Here is a 20,955-nt window from a genome sequence, read left to right as displayed (position 1 = left end):
ATGAATGGGTTGAAACTTCTCCTGTGACCGTGTTCAGTATATAATTATGGCCTTTAAATTTTCAAACGAGACTCCGTTTTGCATTCCAACGTTGCCCTACCCGAAGAATTTCTTGCCACTATTGCCGAAATTCTTCCTCCCCATTTAAATCTGTCTGACTTTATTCAAGCCTGCCAAAGGCCGTTACGAAAAAGCATTCGAGTTAATACGTTGAAAATCACGGTGTCAGATTTTATGCAGCAGGCACAAAGTAAAGGCTGGCAATTAGACGCTATACCTTGGTGTGATTGCGGGTTTTGGATCACCGCTGATGAAAGTGAAGTTCCGCTTGGAAATACAGCAGAACATATGGCGGGATTGTTTTATATTCAAGAAGCCAGCTCAATGATGCCCGTTTCAGCCCTATTTATGCAGCAAACCGCAACGTTTGATGCAGTATTAGATATGGCTGCAGCGCCTGGTTCAAAAACGACTCAAATGGCGGCATTAATGGATAATCAAGGTGTATTAGTCGCCAATGAATATTCTGCCAGCCGGGTAAAAATTCTTCATGCTAACATTGAGCGTTGCGGAATAAGAAACGTTGCTTTAAGTAACTTTGATGGCCAAGTCTTTGGGGGATGGTTGCCAGAACAATTTGATGCCGTTTTACTAGATGCCCCTTGTTCGGGAGAAGGAACCGTTCGTAAAGATCCTGATGCGATGAAAAATTGGAGTAAATCTTCAGTACTTTCTATTGCTTGTACCCAAAAAAGCTTAATTGAAAGTGCGTTTCAAGCATTAAAAGTGGGCGGTATCATGGTCTACTCTACTTGTACTTTAAGCCGCGAAGAAAACCAAGACATATGCTGGCATTTAAAGAAAGCCTATGGTGATGCCGTGACTTTTGAACGACTAGATTCGCTATTTGAACAAGCTTCTCATGCCATCACTGAAGAGGGCTTTTTACATATATTTCCTCAAATATATGATTGTGAAGGTTTTTTTGTTGCTAGGATAAGAAAAAATGCTGCGGTACCTTCACCACAAGTGAAAAAGCGCTTAGGCCAATTTCCTTTTGAAAAGGCCAACGCTAAAATTTGTGCCGAAATAAATCAACAACTAAAAACGTCTTTAGGGATTACGCTCCCCAACGAAACCAGTCTCTGGTTACGAGATAATGATATTTGGCTATTCCCCACGGCATTAGAACCCATGCTAGGTGAACTCAGGTTTTCTCGCATGGGCATTAAAATCGCAGAGACTCATAAACATGGATACCGCTGGCAGCACCAACTAGCGACCACACTGGCAGTTGGCCATAATATCCATCGTATAGAACTAACAAAAGCACAAGCAAGGGAGTGGTTTATGGGCAGAGACATCCGCCCAGAGCAGAGTCAAAACCAAGGTGAAGTGATCGTCTCTTACCAAGGGCACGCGATCGGATTAGGTAAATGGGTCAGTAACCGAATTAAAAATGGACTTCCAAGAGAGCGAGTCAAGGATAAAAACTTATTTTAGTCCACGAGGCAATGCGATGGTGAAGCCAAGAAGCCAACCTGCATCCTGATCTTCAAAAAATGAACTATACTTGGGTTGTTATTCTCGAATAACGAAGAAGATATTCAGAGAGTAATGCTGTTCCCTTATGAACTAACTTCCCCTAAGGCCCAAAACCTTGAGTTTCGGGCCTTTTTTTATCATTAGACACTACACTAAGCGTTAGACACTACACTAAGCGAATACCATCTTGTTCAATGATGATCTTACCTTGCTTAAATAAACTACCAATCGTTTTCTTAAACGTGCCTTTACTGGTGCGAAAGGTAGCAAAAATAGCTTCTGGAGATGATTTATCGCACAAAGGCAAAAATCCCCCCTTTTTCTCTAATATTTCTAGCACCTTTGAACTGAGCTCATCCATCTTTTCTACTCCGATCTTTTGTAAGGCAAGATCGATTTTACCGTCAGGACGAACCCCCTTGATGTACCCTTTAAGCTTTTTACCGATAAATAACTTTCCAAACACATCGGAAGGGAAAATCATTCCCCAGTGCGAACCATTGATAATTGCCTTATAGCCAAGTTCAGAACGCTCTGCGATCAAAAGCTCAACTTGTTGGTTACGAGTATAGTGGGCTGGCGTTTTATCCAGCCATTTATTAAATTTTGTGGTTCCAACTATCCGCCCTGAAGCTTTATCGATATAGACATAAACCAAAATCGTTTGTCCGACAGTAAAACGGGCGCGCTGCTCACTAAAAGGAACCAGTAGATCTTTATCTTTAATTCCCCAGCTCACAAAAACCCCAGTACTGTTAACGCTGACAACTTGCATTAACCCCCATTCACCCACTTGTGCAATCGGCATTTCTGTTGTCGCGGCCAGTTGGTTTTCTGAATCCAAAAATAAGAACACATCGATAAACTGCCCTAATTCAACCGCTTCTGGAATATATCGTTTAGGCAACAGTGTGGTACCAAACTCTCCCGCATCCAAAAAGACACCAAAGTCTGTTATCTTTACGACTTCTAAACTATTAATCTGGCCAATGTTAATCATGTAAAACGTCTCACAGCAAATTTGCAGAGATTATACGTGATCTCTGGTATGCTTTCTCCCTATTGTAAAGATAAAATTCAGTAATTTTTCAGGAGCTTTCGTTGATCATTGTAGATAAGCATGACGCGGTTACTTTAAAAATTTCAACCGAAATGTCAAAAAGTAAAAAACTGGATCTCGATGCTTATTTATTTATTCCAGGAGAACTCGGTTTAACACCGGAAGTGATGTCTGAATCTGAGTTTTTCTATAGCTCAATTCATCAAAAGCGTTCCTATTACAGCGATAAAATTCTACTTCCTCTGGTACACAGTCGCTTGGCACAACGAGGCCGGCTTTCATCCACTCAATATCGTGTCAGCTTAAGTCTTTTTGCCTATCAATACGTGATCGCTTTAGATCGAGCGGTAAGTCAGCTCAACTCAAACAGTGACAACGTTACAGCAGATGAGGTCGATACTGTGATAGAGCTATCGCTTGATATCCTTAAACGTTTGAGACGTACCATTCCTTACGAAGAAAGCATCAAGCGTTATTACGCTAATATCGATAACTATCTTTCTTGGTATACTGAACAAAAGTTTCTTTCTATTATTGCTCATTTAACCCGCGACAGTGATTATAAAACCATCAAAGAGCGATTGATCACTTTAGTAGAAAAAGAACAAGCACACCGAGCACTCAATCATTACAACTCGCCGAAGGCTGATACGGATATCACGCGATTAAGCAATAAAATGCGTTTATTACGCCGCCTCATTGAGCATCCTATTATTCTCAATGAGAAAGTCACCTCCTTGGGCAATAATATGAAGCGAGCGGTTAAAGGCCTAGCCACCGGCTTAATTATGGTCATCGTGACCATTACTGCGGTGTCAGCTCGTGATTATTGGGGCGAAATTACCGCCTCTTTTATTATTGCCATGTCTTTCATTTATGCTTTACGCGAAATATTCAAAGATGATCTACGTGATATGCTTTGGCGCTGGATTCGTAAAGGTAAGCCTAAATGGCGTCGTCGTTACTTTGACCCGAGTACAGCGAAACAGGTAGGACAAAAAGATGAGTGGCTCGATTATCGAAACTTATCCACTTTACCGGAAAAAATTAAGAAACTAAGAAAGAAACGAGTGGTTCAACGAGAAGAACAAATTTTGCACTACTGCTCTAAGGTTGAAATGTCCACCTCGCGCTTTATGAGCGGTTATGAAGAAACTCGAGAATCAATGATGATCGACCTCAGGCCGATTACACGTTTAATGGATAAAGGTTCTAACCGAATTTATCGTCTTAATAACGGCCAAGTCAGCCGAGAGTCCGTTGAAAAACGCCATCTCATTAACTTAATCGTGCGAGAAGATGATCATCAACATCCTCCGGTTTATTACCGTTGGAAAATCGTTCTGAACCGAAGCAAAATTGTAGATATCGAATCAATAACATTAGACTAAGCTTTACTGCATTTTAGTGATAACGTCAGCCAGAACTCAGCCATTGGCTCATTGCCATGCAGCGACGGGCATGTGGCGATAATTTTTATCGCCTTATTTACTCGCTGTCCTGTTGCGATGGTTTGATCTAACATTTCATCAATCACTTTACCTTGATCGCAATGAAAATGAACTGCAGCCTCAGGACGCCTAAAAAACTCCGCTTTGACCTCTTTAAACGCCAGTGAAATCGGTTGGCCACGCAATTGGGCTTTATGCATCGCCATAAATCCACCAGCCACATCAGCACCCACAGCCAATACACCGAAATACATACTGTTGAGATGATTTTTATTACGTCGCTTTAAAGGAATAGAAACTTCTACCGCTTGAGCACTAAGCGAGAGAATTTTTGGCCGACAATACCAAATTAAAGGGACTTTAAGAAAACCAAAATAATTTAAATAAAAATTTGCTTTAGTAAGCGCTGAAAGCATAACCACACATCCTCATTGACTTGTCAGACCAGTAAATTCCAAGCCAAGAAAAATGTCAACAGAATGTTAAAAAATGAGGCGGTTCTACTTTAATTCCACTGCCTTGATCACTTTTTAGTTATCCCGATGCCCATACAATGCATCGGGAAAACCGGTGGGCGGCGGTTCAAAAATTATAAATCGATTCAGCGTGCACATTCTCTGCTAAGAAATTTTGTAGCTTAGGGTAAGCTTGTAGTGCATGAGTTACCACTAATAAAGGCTTTTTCGCTTGCTGGGCGGCTTTGATAGCGGTTTCTGCTAACAACATAATCGCCTCACTATCTGGGTTATAAAGATAATCAAGCTCACGATTGTCTTTATCAACAGCTAAAGTAAATTGTGTTAAATCCTGCCAATCAATCACCATACCATCAAAATATTGCAATAGACGTTCAGCCAAGATTGCAGCAGCTGGGACATGACAAGCGTATAAAACTTTCAAGCCATTAAGCCCACGAGGCAGGCCCTGTTCAGCCAGACGATCAATGATAGTTGCTGCGTCACTCAATGCTCGAACAAATGGAACAACAATTTCAATATGGTAGCCTTTATCGCGTAATTCTTTGATGACTTGGCACTCTAAACTAAATGCCTTCGCATACGCCTCAGAAGCAAACCGAGAAACACCACGTACGCCCATCGCTGGATTCATTTCTACTGGCTCACGTTCGCCACCAATTAATGTTTTAAATTGTGCACTGTCTACTCCACTAAAACAGATGCGGATCACTTTATGGAACGGACGAATTCCCTCTTCAATCCGGCTAACTAAGGTTGCCACAAAATGCGCTTCGATGGTTTTTCCATCTAATAATGCCGACAACGAGTTTTTTTCTAATTCAGTGACTGAAGCATCCTCAAAAGACACTGCCGGATGATAAAAAACACTATCAGCAATAAGCTCAGAAAGAGAAACAAACAAATCATCACTCGCGGTTTGGGGCGAGGTTTGAGGTAATGTATTTCCTTGTGCCAATTTTGGCACGATCGCTAGTGGTTGCTGTAAACTCATGGTAGCTCCGTTCATCCTTAAATTGATAGACTTGAAAATACCGATATACAGCAAGAAAAACAAGTAAATAAATTAAATAATTATGCATATTAAATGAATAATTAAACGAAAAGTAAATTGTATCACGCCCTTTTGTGTTAAGTGGTTTATTCTGACCGGTAAATTCGTTATCTTTAGCGCTTCGCAATAAAAAGAACAGGCAATCTTATGCCACTGAAAACTGATGAATTACGCACCCAAGCCTTGGGTCCTATGCCCACACCGGCTGAGCTCAGTCAGGCTCACCCTATCACCGATGATATCGCAGATCGTATCGCTCGCTCACGGCAACAAATAGAGCAAATTCTTACTGGCAAAGATGATCGATTACTGGTGATTATTGGCCCTTGTTCCGTTCATGATACTCAGGCCGCTCTCGACTACGCTTTTCGCTTAAGCCAAATTCAAAAAAAATATGATAATGAGCTATTCATTGTCATGCGTACCTATTTTGAAAAACCACGTACGGTCGTCGGCTGGAAAGGCTTGATCACTGACCCCAATCTCGATGGCTCTTATGCCTTGGAAGATGGTTTGAACAAAGCTCGACAATTACTGTTAGAGATCAATAAACTTGGTTTAGCTACAGCCACCGAGTTTCTCGATATGATTACTGGGCAATATATTGCCGATCTTATCAGTTGGGGAGCCATTGGAGCACGTACAACGGAGTCACAAATTCATCGAGAAATGGCATCCGCGCTATCTTGCCCAGTCGGGTTTAAAAATGGTACGAATGGCAACATAAAAATCGCTATTGATGCAATTCGAGCCTCTCAAGCCTCTCATTATTTCTATTCACCTGATAAAAATGGGCGAATGACCGTCTATCGTACGAGTGGTAATCCATTTGGTCACATCATTTTACGAGGTGGCGAAACCGGACCAAACTTTGATCAAGCATCAGTAGCGCATGCGTGTGCACAATTGGCTCAATTTGAGTTACCACAACGCCTAGTGGTCGATTTTAGCCATGCAAATTGCCAAAAGCAGCACCGTAAACAGTTGGAGGTTGCAGAAGTCATTTGCCAACAACTGGAATCAGGCAGTACCAAGATTGCTGGCATCATGGCCGAAAGCTTTATTGTCGAAGGCAATCAATCGATGAGTGACTTAAATAATCTCACTTATGGGCAATCGATTACCGACCCTTGTTTAAGTTGGGAAGACACGAACCTCATGATCGCCCGATTAGCAAAAGCGGTAAAAATAAAACGAACTTGTAACGAATAAGGAAACAAACCATGCCTTCTTTTGATATCGTTTCAGAAGTTGATAACGTCGAATTGCGTCATGCGGTCGATAACTCTAATCGAGAACTGGCCACTCGCTTTGATTTTCGTAATGTAGAAGCAAGCTTTGAACTTAAAGAGCAAACCGTAAAATTAGTCGCGGAAGGTGAATTTCAACTGAACCAAATGATGGATATTTTGCGCAATAATTTAGCCAAACGAGGCGTTGATGTTCGCTCGATGGAGTTGAAAGATTCAGTCCACTCCGGCAAAAAATGGTATAAAGAGGTGATATTAAAGCAAGGTATTGAAACATTACTGGCAAAAAAAGTGGTCAAAATGATCAAAGATGCCAAATTGAAAGTTCAAGCTGCTATTCAAGGCGATAAAATTCGAGTCACAGGCAAAAAACGAGATGATTTACAATCAGTGATCGCTTTGCTTCGAGACTCTGAACTAGAACAACCTTTTCAATACAATAACTTTCGTGACTAATTGCGTCAGGTCACCGATGTACAGATAAAGAATCCAGCCTTATTTATTCGGCTGGATTCTTTATTACAAGCCCAAATCTTCCGATAAAGACTTAATTTGCTCTAAATCCATTTGATGGACTCGAAGCATCTGCGCTATCTGGCTAAGTCTCGAGTTTGCATCATCTTGCTTATCGCAAGCATCCGATTTAGCATCCCAAGACTGTCCTTGTAGATAAATATCGCACTCTTTTTTAAGTTCCTTTGCAGTTTTAGCTAATTGCTCTTGTTCTTGCTGTAACTGCACGATCGCCTGTTTGACTTTCAATTCTTTTTGAAACAGTTCACGCGAACGTTCAAACAGAACGGCTTGCATATCCGCTTGCCGATTTAAACGAGAATTTTGCGCATCTGCACTCTGCAATGCATCTTTTTGCTTATCTAACTGCTGCTCTAATGAAAGGTTGATTTTTTCCAATTCCACCAGTTGTTTCTCAACCTGCTGAAGTTTGGTTTGATACTCTTTTTGCTGAGCCTCTAATTGTGATTGCAATTTCGCTTGCCATTGTTGTGCTAACTGCTCTGAATTTTGAGCTGTGACAACATTATGCTGCTGCATTTCATCTTTCCATTGCTGAAATTGCACTTGTAAGTTTGAGTAGTTCACTTCCCATTTCGTAGCAGTTAAGCTCGAGCCAATCAGTCCTCCCAAGGCAAGGCCTAAAATTGCGGCAATCGTAATGTATAAATAACTGCGCTTATCACGCTCTTCGATGATAACGACATCATGTTCATCTTGATTTTTTTGATTCACATAAACTCCCAACGATACATCAGCGGATCAATTCAGTGACAACCAGTGAGACGGTATAGAGAGCAAAAGCACTAAGTAAGACTATCACTATCCACTTTTGGAATTTGGCATTCGTTCCATAACGAATAAGTAAAAACGCTAACACAATCAATACTCCAATTGCGATTAGTCTACCCATAACTCACTCCCTCGTTTCTTGTTTACCTAACTTATTTAAGCTTAGGCATAAATACTCCGTTCGACTTAAAGCAGGTCGGTATTATTGGTTTTTATCACAACACCACGCTGCTTATGACTGCTTCATGCACACTCTCTGGCAGGCACTTTACGTTAATTCGTTTTACCCTTGCTATTTTATACCACTGATTACGTCTAAATAGTCAGAGAAAAGTTGATTATCTGTATTCAGGATCAAGAAGTTACCCTTCTCTGCCCGATAAATTGTTCAATTTACACACCAAACGTTTATCTGACCAATCAATTACCTGTTACTTTATATTTGTAGATGACATCACAATTTTTTTTCGTTAATATCGCGAAGCAAATTATCACCATATCAGATAATTGTTCCGTTGAAGACTGCAGGAGAGAGGTTGTTAACCTATATGTAACATATAGGCCAAGCAAACCCGCCGAAGAAGTAAATCTTTCAGGTGCTTTATTCTTCTTAGAAGAATTGCGAGGACTGTAGTTGGAGGAACCTCTGGAGAGAACCGTTGAATCGGTCGCCGAAGGAGCAAGTTCTGCTGGTTCACACCATTGCAGAGTGAAACTCTCAGGCAAAAGGACAGAGGAGTGAAAGGTCATTTTTCAAACAAGCCGCTATGGCTTGCTTTTTGAGCGTTATGCTTTATTCCTTTCCTCTTCTCCTTAGATATTACTTATTAAGGGGAATACATGAGTAACCTACAATCACTGCTACAAACCATTGATCACTTTATCTGGGGGCCACCCCTTCTCATTTTACTCGTTGGCACAGGCATCTATTTTACTTTTCGGCTAGGCCTTCTTCAGTTTCGTCGTTTGCCTTCAGCTATAAAAATGGTGTTCAGTAAAGAACCCGGTGATAAGCAGGGTGACGTCTCTAGTTTTGCGGCGTTATGTACGGCGCTTTCGGCAACCATAGGTACAGGTAATATTGTCGGTGTGGCTACCGCTATTAAACTCGGCGGGCCCGGGGCTTTATTTTGGATGTGGCTAGCTGCTTTATTTGGTATGGCAACCAAATATGCGGAATGCTTACTTGCGGTTAAATATCGTAAGGTCGATGACAAAGGCCAAATGGTTGGCGGGCCCATGTACTACTTGCGAGATGGTGTAGGTTCCAAAACACTCGCCGTTTTGTTTGCCGTATTTGCGCTCGGGGTTGCTTGCTTTGGCATTGGTACTTTTCCACAAGTCAACGCGATTCTCGATGCAAGCGAGATCTCTTTGGGAATTCCTCGTGAAATATCCGCCATTGTACTGACTATCCTAGTCACTTTTGTCACCATTGGCGGTATTCAATCGATCGCCAAAGTCGCTGGAAAAGTCGTTCCTGTGATGGCGCTTTTTTATATTGTGGCTTGTCTTAGTGTGATCATTAGTCATGCCGATCAACTCATTAGCGCTTTGCAATTAGTACTAGTGTCCGCCTTTACTCCAACCGCAGCAAGTGGTGGATTCTTAGGCGCAAGCATCATGCTTGCTATTCAATCTGGAATTGCTCGCGGGGTATTCTCTAACGAATCAGGGCTTGGTAGCGCTCCCATGGCCGCAGCTGCTGCCAAAACAGACTCTTGTGTTAGGCAGGGGCTCATTTCTATGACGGGAACCTTTTTCGATACCATCATTATTTGTACCATGACCGGCCTTGCTTTAATTTTAACCGGAGCATGGCAAAGCGACTTAGCCGGAGCTGCGATGACAACTAATGCGTTTGCTACTGGCCTTCAAGCACAAACCTTAGGGCCGCTATTAGTCTCTATTGGGTTAATCTTTTTTGCTTTTACCACTATTTTAGGTTGGAACTACTATGGCGAACGCTGTGTCGTATTTCTGTGGGGAACCAAAGCCATTTTGCCTTATAAGGTTATTTTTATTGCTTTGATCGCGTCAGGTGCTTTTTTACATTTAGACTTAATTTGGATTATCGCTGATATTGTCAATGGACTAATGGCGATTCCTAACCTAATTGGTTTGATCGCTCTACGCCAAGTTGTGCTCCAAGAAACCAAGCTTTATTTTGATGCTCAAATTCCGGCTATTAAACGAGTCAAGGCCAAAGCATAACGCTCAAAACCGCAGAGTAATCTGCGGTTTTTCAAATATCTATACGGATTCATCAGTGATTAGCTTAAGACCTAACCCCATTAACACCACTCCAGTGGTGCCTTCCATCCAGCGCATAAAAGTCCTATTTTTTAATAAATTTTTCGCTGAACTCAATGCCCCGGCCAACCCACATTGCCAACTCATTGCGATCATAAAGTGAATTCCAGCCATAAATAAAGATTGCAATAAAGGGGAGTGTTCTGGATTAATAAATTGTGGAAGAAAAGCAAGGTAAAATACGGCTGTTTTAGGGTTTAATACATTAGACAAAAAACCCTCCCGTAGTGAACGGTTAATATTTAATTGGGTATGAGATAAACGGCTCACTTTTATCCCTTGTCCTGCAGTAGATAACGAACGTAAACTCACAAAACCTAACCAGATCAAATAACCCGCGCCCACCATTTTCATGATATGAAACAGTTCAGAGGATTGGGTTAAAATGGCTGAAATGCCAATGGCTGAGAAAGTTGCATGAACAAATAACCCAACACAAATACCGAGGCTTGTTACACAACCATCAGCCATTCCTGCACGAGAAGTATTACGGATCACTAAAGCGGTATCTAGCCCTGGGGTTAATGTGAGGATAGTAATAGCAATAAGAAAAGCTTCAAAATTTTGAATATACATCATGGCTCACCAAATAGTTTGGATGGGGCGAGCAAGCTCCTCACTCTGAAAAGAGCAAACACATTGACGTCCCTATCAATCATCTTTTCTTCTGTTGCACATAACAAAATTCAGTCGTCTCAAAATCAGTTTGCGCGGCTGAATAGTTACAAGCACAGAAAGGTTATTTCAAGTTTATATAATCATAACTTGCTGTAACAAGCTATTAGAGTTTTTGACTAAATTGACTGATCGCACCCACAACTTTTTGTGCGCCATGTTGTACATCCTCCATCAATTGGCCTGCTTGAGTCGATAATGCCAAAGTATCACCCGCTTGTGCTTGACAAGCGACTATCAGTTCCACCGCTTTGGTTGTTTTCTGTAAGTTCTCTGCTACAACCGTCACGATTTCTTCCGTTGTACTGTTTGTTCTGGAGGCGAGTTGTCTGACTTCATCAGCCACCACCGCAAAACCACGCCCTTGTTCACCGGCTCTTGCGGCTTCAATCGCAGCATTAAGCGCCAACAAATTAGTTTGATCAGCAATCCCACTGATACTTTCAACCAGCTTACTTATTTCTTGAGAATGCTGATTAAGGGATTCAATATCGGCAGTCGCCTGCTTCATTTGCTTAACGAGATTATCCATTTTATCAATAATAGCGGTGACAACTTGTTGCCCCTCTAAGGTTTGTTGGCCGGTTTCTTCAGACACGGTATAGGCAATTTTTGCCGCTTCTGAAACCGCTAATTCTTGATTGACTTGATCCGTGATAACCGTGGCAAACTTCACGACTTTATATAGCTCACCGACATCGTTATGAATAGGATTGTAAGACGCTTCCAACCACACGACCTGACCGTAACTATCAACTCGTTTAAAACGCTCAGAAACATATTGCCCGCTGGCTAATTTTTTCCAAAAAGCGGAGTACGCTGAGGAGTTCGCTTCTTGTGCGTCACAAAAAATACGGTGATGTTTTCCCGCAATCTGCTCATTACTGCGGTATCCCATTGCACGGAGAAAGTTATCATTAGCACGAATGATATGTCCGTCCAAGGTAAATTCAATCACCGCCATTGAACGATTAAGTGCGTTCAACATATCTTCCTGTGCGCGAGATGTGGTAATGGTACGGGTAAGTTCTGTCGCCAAAACAATAAAATGTAACAACTGCCCTTGCGTATTAAGAATCGGCTGCAAAATAATGCGTAGCCAAGCTTCTTGTTCGTTTGGCTTTTCTATTTGAAATGCCCCATTCCAATGTTTTTTCTGTTCGAGGGCGACCTTCAAGTTGTTGAAGTGTGATGTATGTCTAGCCTTCCGAGGGACTAAATCAATAAGATTTATTCCTTCAATCGTCGAAAACACAATACCGAGTTCTTGTTCAAAATTTTCATTAACCGATATAATTTTACCTTGCGGGTTAAGCGTAATTCTCAGCATATCCCCATCAAGACTCTCTCGAACCTGTTCTAATGAATAGAGCTGATCCTTTAATTGCTGATTTTCTTTTTGGCATGATTTATTCAAAAACATACAGTCCCAACACATTCGATCCATTTAGAATGAATATTAGCATAAAATGATTGAATCACTATTGGTTATCAATGGTATCGATTAATTACTTTACAGCACAGGAAGGAGACCGCATACTTGCCGCGATATAACGTTCCTGATAATAACAAGTATGATTCAGCCACTTATTTTTACTGTATTGATATTGAGTACTTTATGTTCACTCGATATCACGATAACGCCGACGTCTATCGGTGCTGAGACGAAAATTCGTACCACTGTTTCACCCAAAACCGTTCATTCTTCCTATCACTCAATGGTGATAAACTCCAGGCTCGAGCCACCTCATGCCACATGGGCCCAGTCGATATTTGATGATGATGTTACGATATTAAATCCAATAGCATCTGACTCAACGACGCTTATTCATCTGCTCATTACATTGGCTTATTTTTCAATACTCATCATTGGAACGCCACTATTTATCCGTAAATCTCTTCAGTTTTTAAACCTTTACTCTCGTTTTGCTCACACATAACCACTCAATCAACACCCTGAAAAATTTAATATTTACTGATTGAGGAACACAATATGAGTGCGTTATTGTCGATATTTTCTGCCTTATGGCATCAGGATCTGTTGGCGTTACAACAGGCCGATCTTTCTTTGCTTTACCTGTGTTTAGGACTACTAATTTTTGTCGAAAGTGCGTTTATTCCCGCCGCCGCTCTACCTTGTGATAGCGTGATGATTCTTTGTGGCAGCCTCGCCGCGTTAGGAATATTAAATCTCTATATGGTTATTGGTGTTCTTGTGCTGGCAGGTTGGTTGGGAAGTATCGCTGCTTTTTATCAAGGCTATCATCTTAAAGAATCGCGCATAGTCTCTGTTTGGCTCGAGAAAGTATCTGATAAGCAATGGCAAACCACCGATCGTCTTATCCAAAAATATGGTTTATTGGCGATGTTCTTTGCACGCTTTATTCCGGTGGTTCGTTCTTTATTACCGATGGTTATGGGATTGAGAAATACGATTCTTCCTACGCGTTTTTTACTCACTTCTCCATCAAGCGCATTGATATGGATCCTATGTCTGATTTTCTCGGGCTATGGTATTTCACTATTACCTGAGCATCTATCTAAAATCGTCAATCAGCTGTTAATGCTAGCTCCGCTGGCAACGCTATTTATTGCGCTATCAAGTATCGCGCTTGGGGGTTGGATACGGCGGCGAGCCAATCATAAACATAAAATAGCCAAGATAAAACGGGTTAAAGAGTAGGCACTGTAAACGCGTTTTAATCGCAGCGAGAGGTTTGTAGCCTAGTGATTCTAAACAAAACACAGCTCAACAAAGAGTAAAACGCTGCTAGCCGCCCCCTTCGAGCAGCGTTTGTGGCTCTTTTCTACGGCGTTATCGGCTTCTCAAGTAGAGCCACTACATTTCAACCTTTGCCTTATATAAAGAAACCACAAACGGCTGCAAAAATCAGCTCGAAAGATCAACATCCCCTAATGATGAAGTATTTTTTCTAGTTCACTCAAACTGGTGGGATCATCAATGGTGGATGGAACGGTGTAACTTTCTCCATCAGCAATTTGCCGAATAATACGCCGTAAAATTTTACCGGAACGGGTTTTCGGTAAACGTTCCACCACTAAGGCATGTTTAAAGCAAGCCACTGCACCAATTTGACGACGAACCTGACGGATTAGCTCTTCCTCTAAGGTCGGCGCATCAATTTTAACACCATCTTTTAGCACAACGAAACCGAGTGGAAGCTGACCTTTTAATTCGTCATGCACTCCCACGACAGCACATTCCGCAATGGCGGGATGTGCGCCGAGAATTTCTTCCATTTCCCCGGTGGAAAGACGGTGCCCCGCTACATTAATCACGTCGTCAATGCGTCCCATAATAAACAGGTAACCGTCTTCATCCAGATATCCCCCATCACCTGAAACATAATAACCGGGAAATTGAGCTAAATAGCCGGATTCAAACCTATCATGATTTCGCCAAATCGTGGTTAAACAGCTTGGAGGCAGTGGACGCTTGAGGGCGACAAAACCTTGTTGATTAGCTGGCAATGACTCACCCAATTCATTCAGTATTTCTACCTGATATCCGGGAATCGCTTTCGTCGCAGATCCCGCTTTTACTGGTATGAATTCAAGCCCTAAGGTATTCCCCGCAATCGCCCAGCCCGTTTCCGTCTGCCACCAGTGATCAATCACAGGTTTATCGGTATGGCTTTCAACCCATTCAAGAGTAGGAGGATCTAATCGCTCGCCAGCCATAAAAATCGTACTTAGCTGTGATAAATCGTATTGCTTAAGCAGTTCGCCATTTGGATCTTCTTTTTTGATCGCCCGAAAAGCGGTTGGCGCAGAGAATAAGGTGTCAACTTTGTATTCTTGGCACACGCGCCAGAATGCGCCTGGGTCTGGTGTTCGTACCGGTTTCCCTTCATACAGAATCGTCGTGCACCCGTGAATAAGTGGTGCATAAATAATGTAAGAATGCCCAACCACCCATCCCACATCAGAGGCCGCCCAAAAGACCCCCTCTTGAGGTTGACGATAAATCGTATGCATCGAATATTTTAAAGCAACGGCATGTCCGCCATTATCCCGCACAACACCTTTCGGTTTTCCAGTCGTTCCCGAAGTATACAGAATGTAAAGCGGGTCGGTAGCCAACACCGGCACACACGCGCTAGGAATGGCATGTTGTAGCAAACTGCTCCAATCAACATCTCGCGCATGGTTAAGATCAGCAAGGCACTCTGGCCGTTGATAAACCACGACTTTTTCAGGTTTCCAGCGACTATCCATAATGGCTTTATCCACCATAGGCTTATAGGAAATCACTTTATTGACTTCGATGCCACAAGAAGCAGTGATGATCACTTTCGGTTCGGCATCTTCAATTCGAACGGCAAGCTCATTCGGCGCAAAACCGCCAAAAACGACAGAGTGGATAGCCCCTAGCCGAGCACAAGCCAACATAGCCATGGCGGCTTGAGGAATCATCGGCATATAGATGATCACTCGATCTCCTTTGGTTACTCCTTGATCGGCTAACATGCCAGCCACACGCGCGACACTGTCACGTAATGCATTATAGCTATAACGCTGCTTTTTCCCGGTAACGGGCGAGTCATAAATTAATGCCGTGTGATCACCACGCCCTTGCTGACAATGATAATCTAATGCAAGCCAACACGTATTCATCACCCCATCCGAAAACCAACGCTCAATCCCGTTGTCATCTATTGATAAGATTGTTTTCGGAAATTTGAACCAATCAATCTGCTGAGCTTGAGCTTTCCAGAACGTTTCCGGTTGCTCCTTTGCCGATAAATATTCCTTTAAATATGCCGACATCGTGCCTCTCCTTATTCGTTCTTTAGGCTTTCAGCTGGAACTCGAACCCACCCTTCCATCAAAATACGGGCACTGCGGCTCATGACCGCTTTTTCAACCCGCCATCCTTGTTCTGAATGGCAAGCCTTCGCTCCCACTTTTAATGTGCCCGATGGATGACCAAAAACCACTTGCGTTTTTTCTCCGCCGCCTGCAGCTTGATTGACAATGGTTCCCGGTACACAAGCAGCGGCAGCAATCGCAACCGCCGCCGTTCCCATCATGGCATGATGTAATTTCCCCATCGACAAGGCACGCACCAACACATCAACCTGCTGCGGAGTGACCGTTTTACCGCTAGCGGTGAGATAGTTTTTCGGTGGAGAAACAAAGGCAATTTTGGGCGTATGTTGCCGAACCTTTGCTTCCTCTAAGTCGGTGATTAATCCCATTTTTAGTGCACCGTAAGCTCGTAACGTTTCAAATCGAGCCAATGCGTGCGGATCGTTATTAATTTCATCTTGTAACTCACAACCGCGATAGCCGATAGCGCTCGCATCAACAAAGATGGTTGGAATACCGGCATTAATCAGCGTCACTTGCAAAGGCTCAAATCCCGGTATCACTAACGTATCGCGCAAGTTCCCTGTTGGAAACATCGATCCTTCACCTTCTGCGGGATCGAGAAAATCGACTTGGATCTCTGCCGCAGGAAACGTCACGCCATCAAGTTCAAACTCGCCGACTTCTTGTACTTCACCATTAATAATAGGAACGTGAACAACGATGCTCTTTTGAATATTAACTTGCCAAATGTTGACTTCAACAACCCCATGCTCAGGAATCCGTTGTGGATCAATCAATCCGGCGTGAATGGCAAAGGGGCCAACCGCAGCAGAAAGGTTGCCGCAGTTACCACTCCAATCAACAAAAGGTTTGTCTATCGATACCTGACCAAAGAGGTAATCTACATCGTGCCCTTTTTTTTCGCTTTTGGAGACAATCACCGCTTTACTGGTACTGGACGTCGCCCCGCCCATTCCATCAATCTGTTTGCCATAGGCATCTGGGCTGCCGATGACTCTTAATAACAACTTATCGCGTGCCTCTCCGGGCACTTGTGCCGCAAGTGGGAGATCAGACAACTTAAAAAACACTCCTTTACTGGTTCCCCCTCGTAAGTAAGTGGCGGGAATTCTGAGCTGTGGTGCGATATTGACATCACTCATAACGGCACTCCTTATTGGGCCAGAAAATCTTGCGCAAAACGCTGTAAAACTCCACCGGCGTTATACACATGCACTTCATCAGCCGTGTCAAGGCGGCAGATGACCGGAACCAAGAACTGCTCACCAGTTTGACGAGTCACACGCAGCGTGAGATCTACGCCGGGTTGAATATCCCCTTCCACATCAAAAAGTTCACTCCCCTCAATGCCCAAGGTTAAACGGTTGGTTCCCTGCTTGAATTGCAAAGGTAACACACCCATGCCCACTAAATTGGTTCGATGAATTCGCTCAAAACCTTCGGCGACAATAGCTTCAACCCCCGCCAGACGAACCCCTTTGGCCGCCCAATCACGAGATGAACCTTGCCCATAATCCGCTCCTGCAATGATGATCAAAGGCTGTTTACGCTGCATATAGGTTTCAATAGCTTCCCACATTCGCATCACTTGACCTTCTGGTTCAAGGCGAGTGAGCGAACCTTGTACCACTTGTCCATTTTCCTTCACCATTTCATTTAATAGTTTTGGATTGGCAAACGTCGCCCGCTGGGCGGTTAAGTGGTCGCCACGATGGGTCGCATAAGAGTTAAAATCGTCTTCAGGAATTCCCATTTGAGTGAGATATTCCCCCGCTGCACTGGTGGCGAGAATGGCATTAGAAGGGGAAAGATGATCGGTGGTAATGTTGTCACCTAAAACGGCCAGTGGCCGCATGGCGTTGAGTGTTCGTTCTCCCGCGAGAGCGCCTTGCCAATAAGGCGGTCGACGAATGTATGTACTCATTGGCCGCCAGTCATACAGTGGACTGGTGTGATGTTCCGTGTCATCCAATTTAAACATCTGGATATACACTTGGTGAAATTGCTCGGGCTTAACGCAACTTTCCACAACCGTATCGATTTCTTCATCACTTGGCCAAATATCCTGCAAATAGATGGGGTTACCCTTGTTATCGAGACCCAATGCATCACGCTCAATATCAAACCGAATCGATCCTGCCAATGCATAAGCAACCACCAGCGGCGGTGAAGCAAGAAACGCCTGTTTCGCATAAGGATGAATACGGCCATCAAAATTGCGATTGCCTGATAACACCGCAGTAGCATAAAGATCGCGCTCTATAATTTCTTGTTGAATGTTGAGATCAAGCGCGCCACTCATACCATTGCAAGTAGTACACGCATAAGCAACAATGCCAAACCCCAGCTTTTCTAGCTCCGATAATAAATTGGCTTCTTCTAAATAAAGTTTGGCTACTTTGGAACCCGGGGCAAACGAACTTTTTACCCAAGGCTTACGCACCAGCCCCAGTTGGTTGGCTTTTTTTGCCAGAAGACCAGCGGCAACCACATTGCGAGGGTTGCTGGTATTCGTACAAGAGGTGATCGCAGCAATAATGACGGCACCGTCTGGCAGCTGACCCTCCTCTTGCGGTAAACCATGCTCAGCAATACCACGTTCGACCAACTGCGAGGTTGGTAAACGGCGATGAGGGTTAGAAGGGCCTGCCATATTACGTTCAACCAATGAAAGGTTAAATTCCAGTACTCGCTCATACTGCGCGGTTTCTAATGCATCAGCCCATAACCCTGTTTGTTTGGCATACCGCTCAACCAATGCCACTTGTTCAGGCTCTCGACCCGTTAGTTTCAAGTATTGAATCGTCTGATCATCAATGTAGAACATGCCCGCACTAGCGCCATATTCTGGTGTCATATTGGAAATCGTGGCACGATCACCAATCGTTAACGCTTTCGCACCTTCCCCAAAAAATTCAAGATAGCTCGACACCACTCGCTCATGGCGCAAAAATTCGGTGAGTGCCAACACAATATCTGTCGCAGTGATCCCCGGTTGACGTTTACCGGTTAATTTCACACCGACAATATCGGGTAAGCGCATCATAGAAGGGCGTCCAAGCATGACGGTTTCAGCCTCTAGCCCCCCCAAGCCAATAGCAATCACGCCCAAAGCATCCACATGCGGTGTATGGCTATCGGTACCCACACAAGTATCAGGATAAGCAACCCCCTCTTTGAGTTGAATCACTGGCGACATTTTTTCCAGATTGATCTGGTGCATAATGCCATTACCTGCCGGAATGACGTTGACATTCTTAAAGGCATTTTTACACCATTCGATAAAGTGGAAACGGTCTTCATTACGACGCTCTTCAATCGCTCGATTTTTCTCAAAAGCGTCAACCTCAAATCCGGCATGTTCGACCGCAAGTGAGTGATCAACAATCAACTGCGTTTCTACTACAGGGTTCACATTGGCCGGATCGCCACCTTGATCTGCAATGGCGTCCCGTAGTCCGGCTAAATCCACCAAAGCGGTTTGCCCTAAAATGTCATGGCACACCACCCGAGCGGGATACCACGGAAAATCAAGATCACGCTTACGTTCGATCAACTGTTTGAGTGAATCAACCAAGATTTGTGGATCACAACGCCGCACCAAGTTTTCAGCAAGAACACGAGACGTATAAGGGAGCGTTTCATAGGCACCGGGAGTAATGGCATTAACGGCTTCACGGGCATCAAAATACTCAATTTGACTACCGGGTAATGTTTTTTTGTATTGATTATTCATCATCGTTATTTCCCAAAATCATCAAAGACGGGCTAGCAATAACCCGTCACTCCCGCACACTAACCACGCTGTTCAATGGGAATCCATTGCTGGTGATCTGGCCCGATATAATCGGCGCTCGGACGAATAATGCGGTTGTTAGCGCGCTGTTCATAGAGGTGTGCGGCCCATCCGGTTAAACGGCTCATAACAAAAATAGGCGTAAATAATTTGGTTGGGATTCCCATAAAATGGTAAGCCGAGGCATGAAAAAAATCGGCATTACAGAACAGCCCCTTCTCCCGCTTCATCACCGCTTCCACCCGCTCCGAAACAGCATAAAGATGCATATCTCCAACGTGTTCGGATAACGCTTTTGACCAGCGTTTAATCAACGCATTACGCGGGTCACTTTCTCGGTAAATCGCATGGCCAAAGCCCATGATCTTCTCTTTGTTTTCCAACATTTGTAGGAGCTCTTGCTCCGCTTCATCGGGTGTTGACCACGGCTCAATCATCGCCATGGCGGCTTCATTCGCCCCGCCATGGAGTGGCCCTCGCAAGGTGCCTATCGCCCCAGTAATACAAGAGTGCAAATCTGATAACGTTGAAGCGCAAACACGAGCTGAAAAAGTCGAAGCATTAAACTCATGCTCAGCGTATAAGATCAGTGAGCAGTGCATAACTTGTTTGAATAAGTCACAGGGGGCCTCATCGGTCAGCATCTTTAAGAAATAGCCACCGAGGGAATCTTCACTCGTCTCTTCCGTATCAATGCGCACCCCATCATGACTGAATCGATACCAATAACAGATCATGGCAGGGAACAGTGCCAATAGGCGCTCTGTCGCCGCCAACTGTTGGGAAAAATCTTGTTCTGTCTCTAAATTGCCTAACATAGAGCATCCGGTACGCATCACATCCATGGGATGTGCTTGGGGCGGAATTTTCTCCAAAACGTCTTTTAACGCTTGGGGTAAGCCACGTAGACGAATAAGGCGTGTTTTATATTGATCCAATTCGCTTTGCGTGGGTAAATGCCCCACCAACAGCAAATGGGCAACTTCTTCAAATTGCGCATAATTAGCAAGATCCGTGATGTCATAACCACGGTAGGTTAAACCTGTTCCAGTCTTTCCGACCGTACATAGTGCCGTGCTTCCAGCGCTTTGACCACGCAGGCCCGCGCCACCTAATGAAGTAGAAGGCATGTTGAACTCCTTTTCTTGCTACACTTCAGATTCTTTGATGAAC

Annotated in this window: 16 protein-coding genes, 2 pseudogenes and 1 riboswitch; of the genes and pseudogenes, 6 read left to right on the top strand and 12 right to left on the bottom strand. The window is 43.6% G+C overall.

What is annotated here, in order from left to right; translation table 11 throughout:
• Positions 1–78: 78 nt before the first annotated feature.
• Positions 79–1,503, top strand: a complete 1,425-nt coding sequence (gene rsmF, locus CAG57_RS00670; protein ID WP_161430743.1) for a 16S rRNA (cytosine(1407)-C(5))-methyltransferase RsmF — start codon at positions 79–81, stop codon at positions 1,501–1,503.
• 208 nt (positions 1,504–1,711) lie between these two features.
• Here rsmF and CAG57_RS00665 read toward each other — a convergent pair whose 3' ends face one another.
• Positions 1,712–2,545 (bottom strand): CvfB family protein, encoded by an 834-nt coding sequence (locus CAG57_RS00665; RefSeq protein WP_099611214.1) that lies wholly within the window; start codon positions 2,543–2,545, stop codon positions 1,712–1,714.
• Positions 2,546–2,646: 101 nt separating this feature from the next.
• Between CAG57_RS00665 and CAG57_RS00660 the strand changes: the two genes are divergently transcribed.
• Positions 2,647–3,996 (top strand): hypothetical protein, encoded by a 1,350-nt coding sequence (locus CAG57_RS00660; protein ID WP_161433810.1) that lies wholly within the window; start codon positions 2,647–2,649, stop codon positions 3,994–3,996.
• On the opposite strand, the gene CAG57_RS00655 is transcribed toward CAG57_RS00660, so the two are convergent.
• A complete protein-coding gene (locus CAG57_RS00655) occupies positions 3,993–4,472 on the bottom strand; it encodes a DUF4442 domain-containing protein (RefSeq protein WP_161433808.1) in 480 nt (159 codons plus the stop codon). The two genes, CAG57_RS00660 and CAG57_RS00655, sit on opposite strands and share 4 nt — an antisense overlap.
• Positions 4,473–4,638: 166 nt before the next feature.
• Positions 4,639–5,526: a putative PEP-binding protein gene (locus CAG57_RS00650; protein ID WP_161433806.1), complete on the bottom strand. Its 888-nt coding sequence runs from the start codon at positions 5,524–5,526 to the stop codon at positions 4,639–4,641.
• Positions 5,527–5,733: 207 nt separating this feature from the next.
• Here CAG57_RS00650 and CAG57_RS00645 point away from each other — a divergent pair, with 207 nt between their 5' ends.
• Positions 5,734–6,798, top strand: a complete 1,065-nt coding sequence (locus CAG57_RS00645; RefSeq protein ID WP_161427430.1) for a 3-deoxy-7-phosphoheptulonate synthase — start codon at positions 5,734–5,736, stop codon at positions 6,796–6,798.
• 11 nt (positions 6,799–6,809) lie between these two features.
• Positions 6,810–7,292, top strand: a complete 483-nt coding sequence (locus tag CAG57_RS00640; RefSeq protein ID WP_099611210.1) for a YajQ family cyclic di-GMP-binding protein — start codon at positions 6,810–6,812, stop codon at positions 7,290–7,292.
• A gap of 63 nt (positions 7,293–7,355) precedes the next feature.
• Here the strand turns inward: CAG57_RS00640 and CAG57_RS00635 are convergent, their stop codons facing one another.
• Together CAG57_RS00635 and CAG57_RS16005 are read right to left on the bottom strand one after the other, a co-directional pair.
• Positions 7,356–8,084, bottom strand: a complete 729-nt coding sequence (locus CAG57_RS00635; RefSeq protein ID WP_099611209.1) for a chromosome partitioning protein ParA — start codon at positions 8,082–8,084, stop codon at positions 7,356–7,358.
• A 19-nt stretch (positions 8,085–8,103) separates the two neighbouring features.
• Positions 8,104–8,262 carry a hypothetical protein gene (locus CAG57_RS16005; RefSeq protein ID WP_099611208.1) on the bottom strand — a complete coding sequence of 53 codons (159 nt, stop codon included), beginning with the start codon at positions 8,260–8,262 and terminating at the stop codon, positions 8,104–8,106.
• 515 nt (positions 8,263–8,777) lie between these two features.
• Positions 8,778–8,885: riboswitch (glycine riboswitch) on the top strand.
• 96 nt (positions 8,886–8,981) lie between these two features.
• Between CAG57_RS16005 and CAG57_RS00630 the strand changes: the two genes are divergently transcribed.
• Entirely contained in the window at positions 8,982–10,355 is a 1,374-nt protein-coding gene (locus CAG57_RS00630) for an alanine/glycine:cation symporter family protein (protein ID WP_161427431.1), read from the top strand.
• A 39-nt stretch (positions 10,356–10,394) separates the two neighbouring features.
• Here CAG57_RS00630 and CAG57_RS00625 read toward each other — a convergent pair whose 3' ends face one another.
• The 3 genes and pseudogenes from CAG57_RS00625 to CAG57_RS16255 all read right to left on the bottom strand — a co-directional run.
• Positions 10,395–11,030 (bottom strand): LysE family translocator, encoded by a 636-nt coding sequence (locus CAG57_RS00625; RefSeq protein ID WP_099611207.1) that lies wholly within the window; start codon positions 11,028–11,030, stop codon positions 10,395–10,397.
• Positions 11,031–11,235: 205 nt separating this feature from the next.
• A pseudogene (locus CAG57_RS16260) lies at positions 11,236–11,589 on the bottom strand (methyl-accepting chemotaxis protein); the annotation flags it as partial.
• Between the two features lie 186 nt (positions 11,590–11,775).
• Positions 11,776–12,459, bottom strand: a pseudogene (locus CAG57_RS16255) (PAS domain-containing protein); the annotation flags it as partial.
• A gap of 663 nt (positions 12,460–13,122) precedes the next feature.
• Between CAG57_RS16255 and CAG57_RS00615 the strand changes: the two are divergent.
• The gene (locus CAG57_RS00615) at positions 13,123–13,812 is read left to right on the top strand and encodes a DedA family protein (protein ID WP_161428029.1); all 690 of its coding nucleotides are present in this window, start codon (positions 13,123–13,125) and stop codon (positions 13,810–13,812) included.
• 230 nt (positions 13,813–14,042) lie between these two features.
• On the opposite strand, the gene CAG57_RS00610 is transcribed toward CAG57_RS00615, so the two are convergent.
• Genes CAG57_RS00610 through prpC form a run of 4 tightly spaced genes read right to left on the bottom strand, consistent with a single transcriptional unit; the run spans position 14,043 to position 20,912 of the window.
• On the bottom strand, positions 14,043–15,920 hold the full coding sequence (locus tag CAG57_RS00610; RefSeq protein ID WP_161428030.1) for a propionyl-CoA synthetase: 1,878 nt from the start codon (positions 15,918–15,920) through the stop codon (positions 14,043–14,045).
• Between the two features lie 11 nt (positions 15,921–15,931).
• Entirely contained in the window at positions 15,932–17,128 is a 1,197-nt protein-coding gene (gene prpF / locus CAG57_RS00605) for a 2-methylaconitate cis-trans isomerase PrpF (RefSeq protein WP_161428031.1), read from the bottom strand.
• 11 nt (positions 17,129–17,139) lie between these two features.
• Complete coding sequence (gene acnD / locus CAG57_RS00600; protein ID WP_161428037.1) at positions 17,140–19,722, bottom strand: Fe/S-dependent 2-methylisocitrate dehydratase AcnD; 2,583 nt, start codon at positions 19,720–19,722, stop codon at positions 17,140–17,142.
• A 59-nt stretch (positions 19,723–19,781) separates the two neighbouring features.
• Positions 19,782–20,912 (bottom strand): bifunctional 2-methylcitrate synthase/citrate synthase, encoded by a 1,131-nt coding sequence (gene prpC / locus CAG57_RS00595; RefSeq protein ID WP_161428032.1) that lies wholly within the window; start codon positions 20,910–20,912, stop codon positions 19,782–19,784.
• Positions 20,913–20,955: the final 43 nt, after the last annotated feature.

It is taken from the genome of Vibrio sp. V30_P3S12P165, from assembly GCF_009904905.1.
Classification (GTDB): Bacteria; Pseudomonadota; Gammaproteobacteria; order Enterobacterales; family Vibrionaceae; genus Vibrio; species Vibrio fujianensis.
This window is presented reverse-complemented; position numbering and strand designations above follow the sequence as displayed.